General features: G+C 44.9%; 17 protein-coding genes and 3 tRNA genes. 10 read left to right on the forward strand and 10 right to left on the reverse strand.

All coding sequences use genetic code 11. The features are described from left to right. The 8 genes from DW205_RS10840 to DW205_RS10875 form a co-directional block, all read right to left on the reverse strand. Positions 1–990, reverse strand: coding sequence for a M28 family peptidase (locus DW205_RS10840; protein WP_005867597.1), 990 nt, complete (start codon positions 988–990; stop codon positions 1–3). A 13-nt stretch (positions 991–1,003) separates the two neighbouring features. Then, complete coding sequence (locus tag DW205_RS10845; protein WP_005867598.1) at positions 1,004–2,854, reverse strand: fused gamma-glutamyl-gamma-aminobutyrate hydrolase/peptidase; 1,851 nt, start codon at positions 2,852–2,854, stop codon at positions 1,004–1,006. 22 nt (positions 2,855–2,876) lie between these two features. Beyond that, positions 2,877–4,661, reverse strand: a complete 1,785-nt coding sequence (locus DW205_RS10850; protein ID WP_005867600.1) for a gamma-glutamyl-gamma-aminobutyrate hydrolase family protein — start codon at positions 4,659–4,661, stop codon at positions 2,877–2,879. After that, positions 4,654–6,609: a DNA topoisomerase (ATP-hydrolyzing) subunit B gene (gene gyrB / locus DW205_RS10855; RefSeq protein ID WP_005867602.1), complete on the reverse strand. Its 1,956-nt coding sequence runs from the start codon at positions 6,607–6,609 to the stop codon at positions 4,654–4,656. The genes DW205_RS10850 and gyrB overlap by 8 nt, the downstream gene beginning before the upstream one ends. A 173-nt stretch (positions 6,610–6,782) precedes the next feature. Further along, positions 6,783–6,857 (reverse strand) — tRNA-Glu (locus tag DW205_RS10860). 68 nt (positions 6,858–6,925) lie between these two features. Next, complete coding sequence (rpsT, locus tag DW205_RS10865; protein ID WP_005859369.1) at positions 6,926–7,180, reverse strand: 30S ribosomal protein S20; 255 nt, start codon at positions 7,178–7,180, stop codon at positions 6,926–6,928. A gap of 41 nt (positions 7,181–7,221) precedes the next feature. Next, a tRNA-Glu gene (locus DW205_RS10870) sits at positions 7,222–7,293 on the reverse strand. Between the two features lie 116 nt (positions 7,294–7,409). Further along, complete coding sequence (locus DW205_RS10875; RefSeq protein ID WP_005867604.1) at positions 7,410–7,814, reverse strand: DUF2721 domain-containing protein; 405 nt, start codon at positions 7,812–7,814, stop codon at positions 7,410–7,412. A 77-nt stretch (positions 7,815–7,891) separates the two neighbouring features. Between DW205_RS10875 and recO the strand changes: the two genes are divergently transcribed. Then, the gene (gene recO / locus DW205_RS10880) at positions 7,892–8,617 is read left to right on the forward strand and encodes a DNA repair protein RecO (protein WP_034530164.1); all 726 of its coding nucleotides are present in this window, start codon (positions 7,892–7,894) and stop codon (positions 8,615–8,617) included. 187 nt (positions 8,618–8,804) lie between these two features. Beyond that, positions 8,805–8,876, forward strand: a tRNA-Arg gene (locus tag DW205_RS10885). Positions 8,877–8,965: 89 nt separating this feature from the next. Here the strand turns inward: DW205_RS10885 and DW205_RS10890 are convergent. Beyond that, positions 8,966–9,379: a hypothetical protein gene (locus DW205_RS10890; protein WP_005867608.1), complete on the reverse strand. Its 414-nt coding sequence runs from the start codon at positions 9,377–9,379 to the stop codon at positions 8,966–8,968. Between the two features lie 97 nt (positions 9,380–9,476). Between DW205_RS10890 and DW205_RS10895 the strand changes: the two genes are divergently transcribed. Together DW205_RS10895 and DW205_RS10900 are read left to right on the forward strand one after the other, a co-directional pair. Then, a complete protein-coding gene (locus tag DW205_RS10895) occupies positions 9,477–9,890 on the forward strand; it encodes an ATP-binding protein (protein WP_005859341.1) in 414 nt (137 codons plus the stop codon). A gap of 11 nt (positions 9,891–9,901) precedes the next feature. Beyond that, positions 9,902–10,213, forward strand: coding sequence for an STAS domain-containing protein (locus DW205_RS10900; RefSeq protein ID WP_005859339.1), 312 nt, complete (start codon positions 9,902–9,904; stop codon positions 10,211–10,213). Between the two features lie 57 nt (positions 10,214–10,270). Here DW205_RS10900 and DW205_RS10905 read toward each other — a convergent pair whose 3' ends face one another. Then, complete coding sequence (locus DW205_RS10905) at positions 10,271–11,230, reverse strand: hypothetical protein (protein ID WP_005867611.1); 960 nt, start codon at positions 11,228–11,230, stop codon at positions 10,271–10,273. Between the two features lie 155 nt (positions 11,231–11,385). On the opposite strand from DW205_RS10905, the gene DW205_RS10910 reads away from it, so the two are divergent. The 6 genes from DW205_RS10910 to DW205_RS10935 all read left to right on the forward strand — a co-directional run bounded on the left by DW205_RS10910 (position 11,386) and on the right by DW205_RS10935 (position 17,783). Next, the gene (locus DW205_RS10910; RefSeq protein WP_005867614.1) at positions 11,386–12,540 is read left to right on the forward strand and encodes a Gfo/Idh/MocA family protein; all 1,155 of its coding nucleotides are present in this window, start codon (positions 11,386–11,388) and stop codon (positions 12,538–12,540) included. A gap of 13 nt (positions 12,541–12,553) precedes the next feature. Further along, positions 12,554–13,546 (forward strand): sugar phosphate isomerase/epimerase, encoded by a 993-nt coding sequence (locus DW205_RS10915; RefSeq protein WP_005859333.1) that lies wholly within the window; start codon positions 12,554–12,556, stop codon positions 13,544–13,546. 32 nt (positions 13,547–13,578) lie between these two features. Next, on the forward strand, positions 13,579–14,580 hold the full coding sequence (locus tag DW205_RS10920; RefSeq protein WP_005867616.1) for a metallophosphoesterase family protein: 1,002 nt from the start codon (positions 13,579–13,581) through the stop codon (positions 14,578–14,580). A 103-nt stretch (positions 14,581–14,683) separates the two neighbouring features. Then, positions 14,684–15,580: a diaminopimelate dehydrogenase gene (locus tag DW205_RS10925; protein ID WP_005867618.1), complete on the forward strand. Its 897-nt coding sequence runs from the start codon at positions 14,684–14,686 to the stop codon at positions 15,578–15,580. 95 nt (positions 15,581–15,675) lie between these two features. Beyond that, complete coding sequence (lgt, locus tag DW205_RS10930) at positions 15,676–16,509, forward strand: prolipoprotein diacylglyceryl transferase (protein ID WP_005859327.1); 834 nt, start codon at positions 15,676–15,678, stop codon at positions 16,507–16,509. Between the two features lie 62 nt (positions 16,510–16,571). Continuing rightward, complete coding sequence (locus tag DW205_RS10935) at positions 16,572–17,783, forward strand: FprA family A-type flavoprotein (RefSeq protein ID WP_005867620.1); 1,212 nt, start codon at positions 16,572–16,574, stop codon at positions 17,781–17,783. Positions 17,784–17,805 lie beyond the last annotated feature (22 nt).

Here is a 17,805-nt window from a genome sequence, read left to right on the forward strand (position 1 = left end):
TTATCGATTGTATATTACTTCCAGTACGGTTTGACCGGCAGCTTTTAGAGTCTCACGGTCTATATTTTCCATATTATCTTTTTGAGTATGCCAATAACTGGCGAAACCTGTTTTAGACTCAGGGTCGTAGTTAATAATGTCGATACTCGGGATATTACGTCCGCTAATCACATATTGGTGATCGTCTATGAGCGCTCCGCCGGTGGCGTTAATGAAATATTTGCCATATCCCAGATCGCGGGCCGCGCTCCATACCATCTCGACGATCGGGGCTGCCGCACGTAAGGATTGTTGCTCCTTGAAAAACGTAGCATTTTTGCCGCCCACCATATCCAATAAGATTCCGTATTCCGCCGTATAATTGGGGACATGCGGATTTTTTGCCCAGAACTGGGTACCTAGGCACCAGCTATCCGGTGTATAATCGGTTACGAATTCCGGCGTACCATAATCCTCCGCATCGAAGAAAATAATATCGATACCGATACCCGGGGCTTTTTGTCCGATTTGGCGGGCGATTTCCAATAAGGCACCTACACCACTACCGCCATCGTCCGCCCCGTCCAATGGAGTTCGGTGCTTGGAAGGATCGGGATCGTGGTCCGAATAGGGACGGCTGTCCCAATGCGCGAATAGTAAAACACGTTTACTATTCTCCGGATCAAACGAGCCTATGATGTTTCTCGCTTCCAGCTTCGTTCCGTCGTAGGCGGTTAGTATCGCTTCCTGTTGGTAGACTTTGGCGCCAAAGCGCTTCAATTCAGACGCTAAGTAATCCCCGCATGCTTTATGAGCCGCCGTGTTAGGCACACGGGGACCAAAAGCGACTTGGTTCGCTACATAGGCGTAAGCGCTGTCTGCGTTGAAATCGGGAACAGCTGAAGTGATCGGTTGTTTTTTGATCTCCGGCATATTACCTGTCTCTTTGGTTCCTTTGGCTCCACATGATAAAAGAGCAAAACTCAATAACGCAAAAAATAATCTGATCATAAATCTGTTTTGTTTATAATGTTTTTACGGAGGCAGTCGCTTGAACCTCGTCTAATACACGCATCAAGTTTCCACCCCATATCTTGGCGATATCTTCCTCTGTATATCCTTTCTCTATTAATTTAACAGTGATCTGTATGAAATCGTTGTCACTTTCGCAACCGATAATTCCGCCACCGCCATCAAAATCAGAGCCGATACCTACATGATCGATACCGGCGACTTTCACCATATGATCGATATGTTCGATCGCATCGGTAAGGCTCGCGTTTTTATAATCCTCATTGATATAGCGGTCGAGCAAGCAAACTTGCGCTACGCCTCCATTTTGGGCAAGGGCCTTTAGTTGTTCGTCGGTCAGGTTACGGTCGTGCTTGCACATCGCCATGGATGAGGAATGCGAGCAGATGATCGGGGCCTTGGACAATTTGATAACATCCCAAAATGACTTCTCAGAGGCATGAGACATATCCACCATGATACCTTGGCGATTCATCTCTTTCACAACCTCTTCGCCAAACGGACTTAAACCGTCCCATTCTTTCTTGGTATGGGTGGATGAGTCGCAAATATCGTTATCGTAGGAGTGGCAGAGCGTGATATAATTGACACCCATCGCCTTGAACTTAGCGATATTCGCCAGATCCTTACCAATGCCGTATCCATTCTCTATACCGATAAAGAACGCTTTTTTCCCTTCATTTTTCAAGCGGATGAAGTCTTGGTTCGTAACGGCGATGCCACATAAATCCTTATTCAATTCAGCTTGCTTGCGAATACCTTCGATCAAGCCTGTTACTTTTTGTACGGCTTCTTGTAAAGAGGCCTCATCACGTTTACCTTGTCCGATGAAGGCCGCAAGGAACACCCCGTCTAGTTTCCCTTCTTGCATCTTAGGGATGTTTACCCGGTTACGTTCCCGGTCGGCGATGCTGAATCCGGCACGTTTAAACCAGAAAGGAGTATCGGTATGTGTATCTACGGAAAGGAAATGCTTGTGCATCTCTTTGGCTTGGTGGAGAGTCTCGGCCTTTCCTATCAGATGGTGGAATATCTTTAACATCGTAGTGTCGCCTCCGTAAGTCAATGCTTCCGGATGCCATTGAACTCCCATGATGGATCGGTTCGGATAAGCGTCGATAGCCTCGATAATACTGTCGGGCGCATAAGCGGTAGCCTTGAAGATAGGCGCCAACTCCTTGATCGCTTGATGATGAAGAGAGTTTACGGCTAAGGTATCTTTCCCTAGAATAGTGGCTAGCTGTGAGTTCGCGTCAACAAAGACACGGTGTGAGCCATACGAACTGGGTAAATCTTGCCTATGCTTGACAGAATGATCGCCACGTTGTGAGGGGATGTCTTGGTAAAGCGTACCGCCAAACGCTACATTCAACAGTTGCAATCCCCGGCATATGCCTAAGACGGGAATATTTTGGTCGGTAGCCATCTTGATTAGTTTCAACTCATACAAATCGCGTACCGGATCGACTTCCTCCAGCTTTTCCCGAGGCTCCTCCTCATACCATAGAGGGTTTACATCCGCTCCTCCTATAAGAACTAGCCCGTCTAAATTCGATACGATATTTCTGAGTACCTTACCGTCAGTAACAGCCGGGATGATAACCGGAGTTCCCCCTGCCTTTACGATGGATTGGATATAGGTGGCCCCCACCCGGGAAGCACCATTGGAGATACTAGCGGAAATCCCGATCAATGGGGAGAATCGTGCCCGCACGTTTACATCGCAAGAGTCTGTCAACTCGTATAGCTTTTTTAAGTTGGGTACCTCCGATCCGGGTGTCTGTGCCTGTGCTCCACATAAGATACTACAGGCGCATATTGCTGTGTATAAGATCTTTTTCATAATATGTAGTTGTTTTCGTTTGCTATTTGTTTGGGAAATCTTGTATAGCGGTCATAACCCTTAGCAAGTTCCCACCCCATATTTTCCGTATATCTTCTTCCGTATATCCTTCTTCTAAAAGTCGGACGGTAATGTTAATCAACTCGTTGGTAGCCGAGCAACCGATCAGTTCCCCGTCTCCGTCAAAATCCGAGCCGATTCCTACATGATCGATACCGATTAAATCCACGATATGATTGATATGGCGGATAGCGTCGCTTAAAGAAGCTTTGTCCTCTTCCTTATTGATGAATCCTTTGTATAGGCAGATTTGGGCGACACCCCCTTGAGCGGCCAGCGCTTTCAGCTGATCGTCCGTTAAATTGCGAGGATGATCGCAAAGCGCACGTGCGGAAGAGTGGGAGGCTATGATTGGCGTCTCGCTCACTTCCAGTACCTGATAAAAGGTACTTTCCGCCGCATGCGAGATATCAACCATGATTCCTAATCGGTTCATCTCTTTTACCACTTCCTTACCGAAAGGACTTAGTCCTTTCCATTCTTGTTTTCCTCTAGCGGAATCACAAATATCGTTATCCCCATTATGGCATAAGGTGATATAAGAAACTCCCATCTCCTTGAACATCCGTAGGTTTTCGATCTGCTTCCCTAAAGCGTACCCGTTCTCGATACCGAGACAGATCGCTTTTTTCCCTTGCGCCTTAATCGTCCGGATCTCTTGGGGGGTAGTCGCTATAACCATCCGGTCCGGATGTAAGGTTTGCTGGCGTTTTACTTGATTCAGCCGTTCTATCGCATACGCTGTCGCTGCCTGTAAGGATGCCTCATCTCGTTTACCTTGCGGGATATAGGCGACCATAAAGGTTGCGTCGATACGCCCTTCTTCCATAAAAGGAAGATTTACTTTCCCTCCTTCTTTCTCCCCGATATTAAATTCACCGGGAAAGATCATCGGGGTATCTGTATGGGAATCGATCGTCACGATCCGTTGATGGATCGCTTTGGCTTTCGCGAAACGGCGGGCATTCTCGATATGGTAAGCGAATAGGGCTTTCATGGCCTCATCCTCTTGCGGAGCCATGGCCTCCGGATGCCATTGTACGCCGAATATCGTTTTCTCCGTATGTTCCATAGCCTCATTGATTCCATCCGGGGCGGTCGCTGTCGCCCTAAATCCGGGGGCGACCTCTTTTACCGCTTGATGGTGGAAAGAGTTGACAAGGATTTGTTCTTCTCCATTGAAAATAGCGCGTAGCCGGTTCGTTCCCGGTTCGAGAGTTACCGTATGCGACGGATATTCCCGCGCCAATGTCTGGCTGTGTTTCAATAGCGGTTGACCGGCTTGTGAATGGATGTCTTGATAGACACTTCCTCCGAACGCTACATTCATGATCTGATGCCCTCGGCAAATACCCATGATCGGAATTTGTCGATTAGCGGCCAAGCGAAGCAAGATCAAATCGTATTCGTCACGTAGCGTATCTACGTCTTGCAATTGCGGGATAGGCTCCTCATGCAAATAGAGCGGATTGATGTCTCCACCCCCGCTCATAACCAATCCGTCTAGTTCGGAAACCAGTACGGTCAATGCTTTCAGATCCGTGATCACCGGGATAAGTACCGGGGCTCCCCCCGCATCCAGCACGGCTTGCACGTAGGTCTCGGCTATACAGGAAAGTCCGTCTCTCCGGTTAGCGGATATTCCTATTCGGGGAGGTTGAAGGCTTTCTTTAGCCGGTATATAATTATCAACTTCTTTGTATAGGGCCTCTAGATTCGGACGACGGACTTTCATGATTTTAAGCATCTATGTTAGCATATGTAGCGTTTTCCTCGATAAACTCGCGGCGAGGGCCTACGTCTTCACCCATCAACATGGCGAAGATTTGGTCAGCCTCGGCTGCGTTGTCGATCGTGATCTGCTTTAACGTACGGTTTTCCGGGTTCATGGTCGTATCCCACAATTGATGGTCGTTCATTTCTCCCAAACCTTTGTATCGTTGTGTATGGATCGAGTTCTCGTTGCCTCCTCCATATTTTAAGATGAACTGCTGACGTTGTTGCTCGGTCCAGCAGTATTCCTCAACCTTACCTTTCTTACACAAATAGAGGGGAGGAGTCGCCAGATACACATATCCGTTCTCGATCAAGGAACGCATACGGCGGAAGAAGAAGGTCAAGATCAATGTGGCGATGTGGCTACCGTCCACATCGGCATCGGTCATGATAATCACCTTGTGGTAACGCAGCTTCTCCATGTTCAACGCTTTCGGGTCATCCTCCGTACCGACGGTTACGCCCATCGCGCGATAGATGTTCTGGATTTCCTCGCTTTCGAAGATCTTATGATCCATCGCTTTCTCCACGTTCAATATCTTACCGCGCAATGGTAGGATCGCTTGGAAGTTACGGTCGCGTCCTTGCTTAGCCGTACCCCCTGCGGAGTCTCCCTCGACAAGGAACAATTCGCAGATCGCTGCGTCTTTAGAGGAACAGTCCGCCAATTTACCGGGAAGCCCACCTCCTGTCAGCGGAGATTTGCGTTGTACCAATTCGCGAGCCTTACGAGCGGCATGACGGGCTTGAGCGGCCAAGATCACCTTGTCGACGATTATTTTCGCCTCTTTCGGATGTTCTTCCAAATAATAGCCTAACGCCTCACCGATCGCCATATCCACTGCACCGGTAACCTCGCTATTACCCAGCTTCGTCTTTGTCTGTCCCTCGAACTGAGGTTCGGCTACCTTGATAGAGATAACGGCGGTCAAACCTTCACGGAAGTCATCCCCTTGAATCTCCACCTTGGCTTTCTCCAATAATTTAGAATCCTCGGCGTACTTTTTCAACGTACGGGTCAGGCCACGGCGGAAACCGGCTAAGTGTGTACCACCTTCTATCGTGTTAATATCATTTACGTAAGAGAATACGCTCTCATTGTAAGAAGTATTATAAGTTAACGCCACCTCGACAGGGATACCCTGCTTCTCGGTAACGATATGGATTACGTCTGGAATCAGTTTCTCTTTAGAACGGTCGATATAGCGGACAAACTCTTTCAATCCCTCATCCGAATGGAATATCTCGGACTTGAATGAACCGTCTTCTTTCAGAACTCGCTTATCTGTCAGACGTAGCGTAATACCTGCGTTCAAGAACGCTAATTCACGCAAACGGGTAGCCAAGATATCATACTTGTATTCCGTGACCGTAAAGATAGAACCGTCCGGCTTGAAAGAGATCGTAGTACCTGTTTTATCCGTATTATCGATAACCTGTACGTCGTGCAACGGCTTTCCGCAAGAGAACTCCTGCATATGTACTTTGCCGTTCCTGCGAACTTCCGCTTTCAGATAAGTAGAGAGGGCGTTTACGCAAGATACACCCACACCGTGCAAACCACCGGATACTTTATAGGTTCCCTTGTCGAACTTACCGCCGGCGTGCAGCACCGTCAATACTACCTCCAAGGCTGATTTACCTTCTTTCTCATGAATATCCACGGGGATACCACGGCCGTCGTCGGTAACCGTGATCGAGTTGTCCTCATTGATTACCACGTCGATGTATGTACAATATCCGGCTAGCGCTTCGTCTATGGAGTTATCTACGACCTCATACACTAAGTGATGGAGACCTTTCTCGCTGGTATCGCCAATATACATGGATGGCCTTTTTCGTACTGCCTCTAACCCTTCAAGTACTTGAATACTATCTGCGGAGTACTCTGTAGAAGTATTCTTAATTTCTTCACTCATGAGTTTATCTTTCTTTAAAATCTGTAATTATCTATGTCCTCAAAAAAAAAATCTAACAAATGTAGTGATTTTTATCGAGATAGCGAAGTGGGGGATGTGAAAATAGCGAAAAAAGGACGGGTATAATAAAAAAGGAGAGAGATAAGCCATGAACTTATCTCTCTCCTTTTGGTTGGTAGCCCATAGGGGAATCGAACCCCTCTTTCAAGAATGAAAATCTTGCGTCCTAGCCGATAGACGAATGGGCCATTAGGTTTAAAAAAGCCGGGCTTATTGAGAGTCCGGCTTTATACTTGTAAAAGTAATTACCTTCTGCTTATGCTAGCGCATTAACGTGCTTAGCCAACTTAGATTTCAGATTACCGGCCTTGTTCTTGTGGATAACGTTCTTTTTTGCAAGCTTATCCAACATAGAGCATACCTTAGGGAACAAAGCTTGTGCCTCATTCTTGTCTTCAGTAGCGCGCAAAACTTTCATAGCGTTTCTAGCTGTCTTTGCGTAATATCTGTTACGCAAACGTCTTGCGTTTGTCTGTCTGATTCTCTTGATTGATGACTTATGATTTGCCATTTCTCGATCTTCTCTTTATTGTTTTTTAATCCTGTTTATTGTAGCCCATAGGGGAATCGAACCCCTCTTTCAAGAATGAAAATCTTGCGTCCTAGCCGATAGACGAATGGGCCAAAATGTCAAAGCTCTCACTTATAGCGTTCTAAGAAAGTGATTTCCCGATTGCGAGTGCAAAGATAGACGATCTCTCCGAACTGGCAAAACATTTCGAAGGAAAATTTAATACTACTCACTGTTTTAACTTCTCTTTAGAACTTATATCTTCCAGATGAATTTCCAAGGCTTTAACGGAAATATTTATTTCCCAGATACATACACATAACGACGCCGCTAATAGCAATAAGGCTATGCCAAATATCCATGCGGCGAAAATCTGCCACGATACATAAATGAAGAACATAGCGATCACGCAGAGCAGCAAACTGAGTATTCCTAATATTTGCATGGAACGGGTCAGATAGAGCCTTTTCCGCAGGTTCGCTATCTGGGCGATATCCTTGGGGTCATGGGTTTGCTGATGCTTTTCTTTCAAGGCGCGCACTACGCTGGCGTATGAAAGGAAGCGATTCGTATAGGCCAGCAATATCAATGATATGGCGGAAAATAATAAAGAAGGGGTCGTTAAGTCCAACATAATTCTATACTTTAATTATATGTATAACGTTAATTTGAGTATCTTTGTTCTTAATCATCGTCGCAAAGATACGAATTATGTTGTGTAAAACGAGGGGGATTGTCTTGCATACGATCCCTTACAATGATAAATATTCTATTATATATATGTATACGGAGGCGTTTGGCCGGGCCTCGTATCTGGTTAGTCGTAGCCGTGGGAAGAAAAGCACGGTGTCGAAGGCTTTGTTTATACCTTTGTCCGTTCTGGAAATGGAGGTGGAGCACTTGAATAAGCGGGACTTGCACCGGATTAAGGAGACCCGCATTTGTTTTCCGCTGAATGATGTTTGTTGTGATCCGGTTAAGAATGTATTGGCGCTTTTCCTCTCGGAGGTTCTTTTTAGGGTCGTGAAAGATACGGAGCCGGATCCCCGTTTATTTGATTATTTATACGAGTCCATACATCTATTGGAGTATGCGGATAAAGGTATCGCTAATTTTCATATGGTTTTCTTGTTAGGTCTTCTCCACCATCTCGGTATTTTCCCAAATATGGAATCGCATAGGGTGGGATATTATTTCGATATGTTGAATGGGGTGTTTACGGATCATATCCCGATGCATCGGCATTATTTAAATAAGGTGGAGAGCGCTTTCTTTTCCCGTTTGCTGCGTATCAGTTTTGAGAATATGTCGCTTTATGGTTTTTCCCGGCAAGAGCGGGTCCGTATTATTCATCGTATTCTTGAGTATTACCGTCTACATCTTCCGGATTTTCCGGAAATCAAATCGTTATCGGTGATGCAAAGCTTATTTGATTGATCTATTTGATGTTATATTAGCTCTTGAAAACACGTACGTGTTTTTTGAAAAAGACGTACATGTTTTTCCTGAAACACGTACATGTTTTTTCGGAAATAATGAGAAGCTTCCGGATAGGCGGGAAAAACATCCGATAACGGTTGCCTATTTGAGGAAAAGATTATACTTTTGCAATCTCAAAAGAGTTGGTCTTGTAGTTCAACGGATAGAATAGAAGTTTCCTAAACTTTAGATCCGGGTTCGATTCCCGGCGAGACTACTTGTATGACTGTTCGAACAATTGAGGAAAGATCCCTGTCTTTTTGATGGATTGTATGATTTTGCCGGGGAAGTACGTAAAGATATCCTTTAGAGACCTATTTGATAGGCCTTAAATGTTACCCATTCGCCATTATATAGACATTTAAAAGTCCGACCACTAATCCATACGTTCTCTAGTGTTGTTTGGCCGTCTTCATAGTCCATATAAGGTATATCGGTATAGTAATTGTCCCAGTCCCAGTAGAATGGAATTTCCTCTCGATCTATGCGTCCGCTTGGGTAATGATAAATTCTTGTATCCCATCCTTTCCCATCCGGATTAAATGTAAGTTGCTGCTCACAATCTAAACCGTCTACGACAAACCAATCAGTCCATACATAATTACATAAATCATAGGTGATTTCCTCATACGGATCATAATACGGATCCTCCTCGCAACTACTGAACCCGCATAAGACGGCGATCAATAAGAATATGTTTATTAAATATCTTTTAGCCATAACTCTATACCTTTAAATACTATTCGGAGGTAAAGATACAAATTTAAGGAAAGGATATTTCTTTTTTTTATATCTTTAGCGCAAAATTTTCAGATATATGCAAAAAACATTACGCATTAAGAACGATATTCATGAGCTTTCCATGATGAATCAGTTCTTGGAGGAAGCTGGAGAAGAATTGGGATTAAGCACCGCTTTCATGATGAGCCTGAATCTGGTGATGGAAGAAGCTGTCTCAAATATAATTTTTTATGCGTATAAGGGAGATGTTGAGGATGCCGTAGACATTTCGTTGGTCAGGGAAGGTGGGGAATTGATCGTGACTTTGATAGATCATGGGATTGCTTTCGATCCGACTTTAAGAAAAGACCCTGATATTACTTTATCTGCCGAAGACCGTCCAATCGGAGGGTTGGGTATTTTCTTGATCAAGAAGATTATGGATGAGGTCTCTTATCAGAGAGTAGATGAGCGGAATGTCTTTATCATGAAGAAAAAAATAACCGAATAAAATATAAAGATATGGAAGTAGTTATTGACCAAAAAGGTGAAGAGACTGTAATTAAGATCAAAGGAAGATTGGATACGAATACGGCTCGCGAATGCGAGGAAAAGGTTTTGCCGGTATGGGAGAATCCGGGAGTAAAAGTATGTGTCGATTGTTCTGATTTGGAATATGTGAGTAGCGCGGGCCTCCGATTGTTTTTAATATTACAAAAAATGACGACTGCCAAGAAAGGGTCTTTACGTTTGATCGGTATGCGGAATGTGGTTCGTGAGACCTTTAGTTTGACGGGATTTAACGCTCTCTTCAAGATAGAAGACGCAAAATAAGTGTGAAGGTTAGGAAAAAGGTAGCCGGTGTGTCAAATTTGGCACACCGGTTTTGTATTAATCTTTTAGATCTTTGTCGATGGGGCTATCCCATTTGCCATCGTTTAATATATCAAGGGTGAAGGTCTCGTCTGATTCCTTCGGGGTGTAGAGAATCCCAGTATAACGAATAATGTGATTTATGAGAGGCAGGATGTCATTAACCTCTCTTTCCCGGGTTACTTCATTTATCTGATTTTTGGCCGAGAGGTGTGCTTTGAGCATGAATTCTGGAGCCGGGATAAACGTGAAGAAGGAATGGGAGAAATTTGTTTTCCCGATATCAGAGTCGTTAAAAGTGTCGGTTTGTGTATAAGGCGTGTTTTGAGAAATGCCATTCCCAGTGGTTAAGTCAATCTTGTTTTGATAATTGGAGACATTTATCGTGAAGCTTTTTAGGTTTTTAGGTACGGCATCGGTGGATATGAACTCTATTTTACCGACGATTCTTTGTAAGGTGATATCCTTAATGATTCTTTCTCCCGTTTGTACTTCTTGGGTGAGAAAAAGATGAAACGTATCTGAGACTTTACTGAATAGTGCGGTTTGTCCGGACACGGAGATATTCTTGTCTGAGTGGGCTAGGAAACAAATATGATAGTCGCCGGAGGGCAGTGAATCATAAATGATCGTGAAATCCGGATCTTGAGGCGTGAATTGCTTATGTTTTACCAGAATGTCCGGTTTTCCGCTTTGGTATACGATATAATCGATCCGGTTGTATAAATTATCCGGATCGATATCTGGTGTAGAAGGATCTTCCTCGGCATCGGGATTTTGGGGAATAGGCTCAGGGATATTCAGCTCGGGAATACTCTTGGTTACGGGGAAGGGTAATACTTCCTTTTGTAAATCGATCGTAAACTGTATGGGTGATAATTCCTCTTGTAGGTCGGGGTTAGGTACTTCCTTTTCCGTTCCATTACAACAACAAAAACAAAGCAGACAGGCGATAGCCACTAATTCATTTTTCTTCATAGTTGATATTTTTGGTAAATGTTTGACGCAAAGGAACGATATATTTTGTGAATTAAAAAATATTAAGCTGTTAAATTGGCGTACGCAGGGTTATTTTTCATAGCTTTGTGAATCAACAATGTAATTACCTTAGTTTAATAAAACGGAATAATACCATGAAACGAAAAATCAGAATGGGAATGGTCGGTGGAGGACAAGGCTCGTTTATCGGGGCCGTTCATCGTATCGCCGCTAATTTAGACGGACAGATCGAGTTGGTCTGTGGATGCTTCAGTTCTCGCCCGGAGAATTCATTGGCTACCGGACAATCTTTATTTTTACCGGATAATCGTATTTACGCATCTTATCAGGAAATGATAGAGAAAGAGGCCACCCTGCCTGAAGGCGAACGGATGGATTTTGTGTCTATTGTTACCCCGAATCATGTGCATTTCGGTCCGGCCATGATGGCGTTGGAACATGGTTTTCATGTCGTGCTGGATAAACCGATGACATATACCTTGGATGAGGCGAAACAATTACGTGACAAAGTGAAGGAAACCGGAAAATTGTTTATGCTGACTCATACCTATACCGCTTACCCGATGGTGAAGGAGGCTCGGGAAAGGGTACGCAGGGGGGATTTAGGTAAGATACGCCGTATTTATGTGGAATATCCTCAAGGCTGGCTATATAATGACTGCGCTGATGTTAATAAGCAGGCGGCTTGGCGGGTGGATCCCGGTCGGTCGGGCAAGGCCGGTTGCATGGGGGATATCGGGACGCATGCGTTTAATCTGGCGGAATATATAACAGGGCTGAAGGCCGTGGAATTATGCGGTGAATTGAATACCTTCGTGCCGGATCGTCTTTTGGATGACGATGGGGCGGCATTGATCCGTTATGAGGGAGGTGCGAAAGGGGTGCTGACCGCTAGCCAGATCGCCGTAGGTGTAGAGAATGGCTTGAATATTCGTGTGTATGGAGAGAAAGGTGGGTTGGAATGGCGTCAAGAAGAACCGAATACGATGGTTATGCGTTGGCCGGATCGTCCAGCGGAGATCGTCCGTACTTCCAATGGATATATGTCGGGTATCGCCGCTCATAATTCCCGTACACCGGGCGGGCATCCGGAAGGCTATATAGAGGCATTCGCTAATTTGTATCGGAATTTCGCCTTGGCTTTGCAATCGATTCTGGCTGGTGAGGAACCGGCTCTTGAGACCTTGGATTTCCCTTCCGCCGAAGACGGTGTCCGTGGCATGCGGTTTATCGAGACGATTGTAGCTACCGGATCGACAGAGAATAAATGGATAAAAATAATCGACTAAAAATAATACTATTATGGCACGTCCTGTAACATTGTATACCCTCCAGTGGGGAGATTTATCACTGGAAACAGTTTGTCAAAAAGCGAAAGAATTCGGATACGACGGTGTGGAATTGGGACTTCCCGATCATGTGGATGTCCGACGTACGGATACGGCTTATTATCAAGGAATCAAGGATCTGTTAAAGAAATATGACTTACGGCTTTATGCGATCTCTACCCATTTGGTAGGACAGGCTGTTTGCGATAATATCGATGAGCGCCATAAGGCGATCTTGCCGGATTATATTTGGGGAGATGGCGATCCGGAAGGGGTTCACCAACGGGCTACCGAGGAGATGATCCGGACCGCTCATGCGGCAAAGATGCTGGGAGTCGATACGGTTGTAGGTTTTACGGGTAGTTCTATTTGGCATTATTTGTATTCTTTCCCTCCGGTAACGGACGCGATGATACAAAAGGGGTATGATGATTTCGCCCGTCGCTTTACGCCCATCTTGGATGAGTTTCAGAAACTGGGTGTACGTTTTGCGTTGGAGGTACATCCTACAGAGATCGCGTTCGATACTTTTTCCGCACGCAGAGCATTGGAGGCGGTAAATAACCATCCTGCTTTCGGTTTTAACTATGATCCGAGTCATCTAGGATACCAAGGGGTGGACTATGTGGATTTCATCTATCAGTTTCCGGAGCGTATCTTTCATGTGCATATGAAGGACGTATATTGGAGTGATACCCCCAAGCAGGTGGGTATATTTGGCGGTCATGTTACTTTCGGCGATCCCCGCCGATATTGGAATTTCCGTAGCTTAGGACGAGGAAAGATTAATTTTGAGGAGATTATCCGTGCTTTGAATTCAATTGGCTATCAAGGTCCGCTTTCCGTGGAATGGGAAGATAGCGCTATGGATCGGGAACATGGGGCACGGGAATCTTGCGAATTGGTGAAGAGAGTGGATTTCCAACCTTCCGCACATGCGTTCGACGCTTGTTTCGGAAAGGAATAAATAATTATTAATTACAAAAAACACGAGATTTGATGAGTGTGAGAAAGTGGATGTTTGCCGGGGCCTTGTTATTGGCCGCCGGCTTGAGTTCTTTGGGATTTGCCCAGAAACCGGGGTTGAAGTTTAATCCGGATAAGAAGTTTAAGATTGTACAGTTTACGGACTTGCATGTAAAATGGCAAGACCCTCGCTCGGACATCGCTTTTGAGCGTATGAACCAAGTGTTGGATGACGAGAAACCGGACTTGGTGATTTTTACGGGAGATATTATCTATAGCAAACCTGCGTTGGAAAATATGCGGAATGTATTGAAGACAGTCTCCGACCGTAAAATACCGTTCTCCATTGTTTTCGGAAATCATGATAATGAGCAGGGGGCGACAAAAGAGGAGTTGCTGAAAGTAGCCGAAAGCCTACCGTATAGTTTGACGGCGGATGAGGTCCCCGAAATCTCTGGTGTTGGTAATTACGCCTTGACCGTACGTTCGTCCGATGGTAAGAAGGATGCTTGCGTTTTGTATTGCATCGACTCGAATACCTATTCAACTATCAAAGGGGTAAAAGGATACGATTATATTAAGCGTGACCAGATCGATTGGTATTGTAAGAAAAGCGCAGAGTTTACCCGGAATAACGGGGGAGAGCCGGTTCCTTCTTTGGCTTTCTTCCATATCGCATTGCCGGAGTTTAATCAAGCGGCTTCCGATGAGAATGCCCAACTCTATGGCATACGTAGGGAAAAGGCATGCGCTCCGGCCTTGAATTCCGGCTTATTTACGGCGATTAAGGAAAACGGGGACGTGATGGGCGTATTTGTCGGCCATGATCATGACGATGATTATGCGGTTTGCTGGTATGACGTATTATTGGCTTACGGTCGTTTTACGGGTGGTCCGACGGAATACATCCATATACCAAATGGAGCACGTGTGATCGAGTTGAACGAGGGAGCCCGTACCTTCAAGACTTGGATTCGTACGAAAGCCGGTGTAGAGCAGCTTACTACCTATCCGGATTCATTCGTGAAAGAGTGAGGATCTATATCATTCTGAAAATGATATAAAAACTGTATTCCTTATTGTTAAAGCTCTAAATTATATCTAACTTTGCGGTTGGTTGAAAAGTAAAAACTAGAGTATGAAGAAAATTAGAGCCGCCATCGTAGGTTATGGCAACATCGGGAAATATGTGTTAGAGGCCCTTGAAGCTGCCCCGGATTTTGAGGTAGCAGGTATTATTCGTCGTAATCCGAATGATATTCCGGACGAGTTGAAGGCATACACGGTTACTGATAGCATCACCAAGTTAGATAAGGTTGACGTAGCGGTTTTGGCTACTCCTACACGCAGCGTGGAAGAGCATGCGAAAGAGATTCTGGCATTAGGCATCAATACGGTCGATAGTTTCGATATCCACGGAGGTATCGTGGATTTACGTCGTTCTTTGGACGCTGTAGCGAAGGCTCATAATACGGTAGCTGTAATTTCTGCCGGTTGGGATCCGGGAAGCGACTCAGTGGTACGTGCTTTGTTAGAAGCGATGGTGCCGAAAGGTATTACTTATACGAACTTCGGTCCGGGAATGAGTATGGGGCATACGGTTGCCGTGAAGGCTATCGAAGGCGTGAAAGCGGCTTTAAGTATGACGATTCCTTTGGGAACAGGTGTACACCGTCGTATGGTTTATATCGAGGTAGAAGACGGATACGATTTCAAGCAAGTGTCTGCCGCTATCAAGGCGGATGATTATTTCGCTCATGATGAGACTCATGTAATGCAGGTTGAATGTGTCGATAATTTGTTGGACATGGGACATGGTGTGAACTTGGTTCGTAAAGGTGTATCGGGCAAGACTCAGAACCAGTTGATCGAATTCGATATGAAGATCAATAACCCTGCCTTGACCGCTCAAATCTTGGTTTCTGTCGCTCGTGCGAGCTTGAAGCAACAACCGGGCGCATATACGATGATCGAATTGCCGATAATCGATATGCTGTACGGCGAGAGAGAGAACTTAATTAGAAGACTCGTTTAATATAAGTTGATGGTTGACAGCAGGCAATTGACAGTTCGGGAAATCCTGACTTGCGATTGTCGACTGTCAATTGTCAATTGCCAACTGAAATAATTATGCTTGATTTTATTACATGGACTGCCGATCCCGCTATCTTTACCATCGGTTCCCGGGAGATTCGTTGGTATGGATTGGCTTTCGCGATTGGTTTCGCTATTGGCTATATGATTGTAGAGCGGATGTGGAAAAAAGAGGGACTGCCGCCCGCATGGATCGATTCCCTTTTGATTTATACGATGCTCGGTACGGTGATTGGTGCCCGTTTGGGGCATTGTTTGTTTTATGCGCCGGAATATTATTTAGCCAACCCGATTGAGATTTTCAAGATTTGGGAGGGAGGTTTGGCTAGCCATGGTGGTACGTTAGGTATAATTATCGCCATTTATTTCTACTCGAAGCGAGTAAGCCATAAAAGTATGTTATGGGCTTTCGATAAGTTGGTGGTTCCGACAGGATTGGTAGCTGCTATGATTCGTCTGGGAAACCTGATGAATCATGAGATTTACGGTCATTCCACTGATTTGCCTTGGGGATTTCGTTTTATCGATAATTTACACGCATGGAGAATGGGGGCGGAGCCTATTTTTACCGCTCCGAGCCATCCGACGCAATTGTATGAGGCCGCTTGTTATCTGGTGACGTTCGCTATCTGTATGTGGCTATATTTCAAGAAAGAGGCTTGGAAAAAGCAAGGACTTATCTTCGGCGTATTTATGATATGCGTATTCGGGTCTCGTTTCTTCATAGAATTCGTGAAAAATGACCAAGAGCCTTTCGAGGCTGGAATGATGTTGAATATGGGGCAATGGCTAAGTATCCCGTTTGTTTTGGCAGGGTGCTGGTTTGTCTGGAGAGCACTAAGAAATGGAAAATTAAAGATTGAAAATTGAAGATTAGAGAGCACACGCTTCGTGATTATCAATTTTCAATTATCAATTATCAATTAAAAAAGATGTACAAGTTAAAAGAAATTGCGGATAAAGTTTATTATGTAGGAGTTAATGACCGTCAAAAGGCCCTCTTCGAGAATATGTGGCCGTTGCCATACGGCGTTTCCTATAACTCGTACTTGATCGTAGACGAGAAAACCGTATTGATCGATACGGTCGATGTTTGTTACTCTGATATTTTCTTGAAAAAAGTAGCGGATGCCTTGGACGGACGTTCTTTGGATTATCTCGTGGTAAATCATATGGAGCCGGATCATGCGGGAAGTATCCGTTTGTTGCGTCAGCAATATCCGGACGTACAGATTGTCGGAAACAATAAGACTTTCGGAATGCTGGAAGGATATCATGGCATCAAGGAAGGCTTGTTTGAGGTGAAAGAGGGTGATACCTTGAATACGGGTCGTCATGAGCTTGTATTTTATATGGCTCCGATGGTGCATTGGCCGGAAGTGATGGTTACTTATGACGTTACGGATAAAATCGTATTCTCTGCGGATGCGTTCGGTACGTATGGCACATTGGATGGTGGTGTGATCGATACGGAGATGAATGTGGAGCATTATTGGGAAGAGATGATTCGCTATTACTCCAACATTGTCGGAAAATATGGAAGTCCAGTACAAAGGGCATTACAGAAGCTTTCGGGCTTGGATATCCAGACGATTTGCTCTACCCATGGACCTGTTTGGCGTGAATATGCGTCGAAAGCGATCGATATCTATGACCGTATGAGCCGCTACGAAGGTGAGGAAGGCGTGGTTATTATTTATGGCAGCATGTATGGTAACACGGAGCAGATGGCTGAGGCGATCGCCGCTTCTTTGGCTGATAATGGCATTAAGAATATCGTGATGCATAATGTTAGCAAAAGCCCTTCTTCTTATATTTTGAAAGATGTGTTCAAATATAAAGGAGTGATCGTAGGTAGCCCGACTTATAGCAATCAATTGTTCCCGGAGGTGGAAGCTGTGTTGAGTAAGATCGAGTTGCGTGAAGTGAAAAATCGTATTTTCGGTTATTTCGGGTCTTTCACATGGGCTGGAGCCGCCGTGAAACGTTTGGCGGCTTTTGGCGAGAAGATGAAGTGGGAGACTGTCGGTACGCCGGTTGAGCAGAAGCAAGGTTTAAGCGCTACTAAATACGAGGAGTGTTTAGCTTTGGGCAAGGAAATGGCTGGGAAATTGAAAACAATTAACGACAAATCTAATTTATAAACAAGAAAGTTGATACAACTTT

The sequence above is a fragment of the Parabacteroides sp. AM17-47 genome (genome assembly GCF_003434625.1).
Lineage (GTDB): Bacteria > Bacteroidota > Bacteroidia > Bacteroidales > Tannerellaceae > Parabacteroides > Parabacteroides distasonis.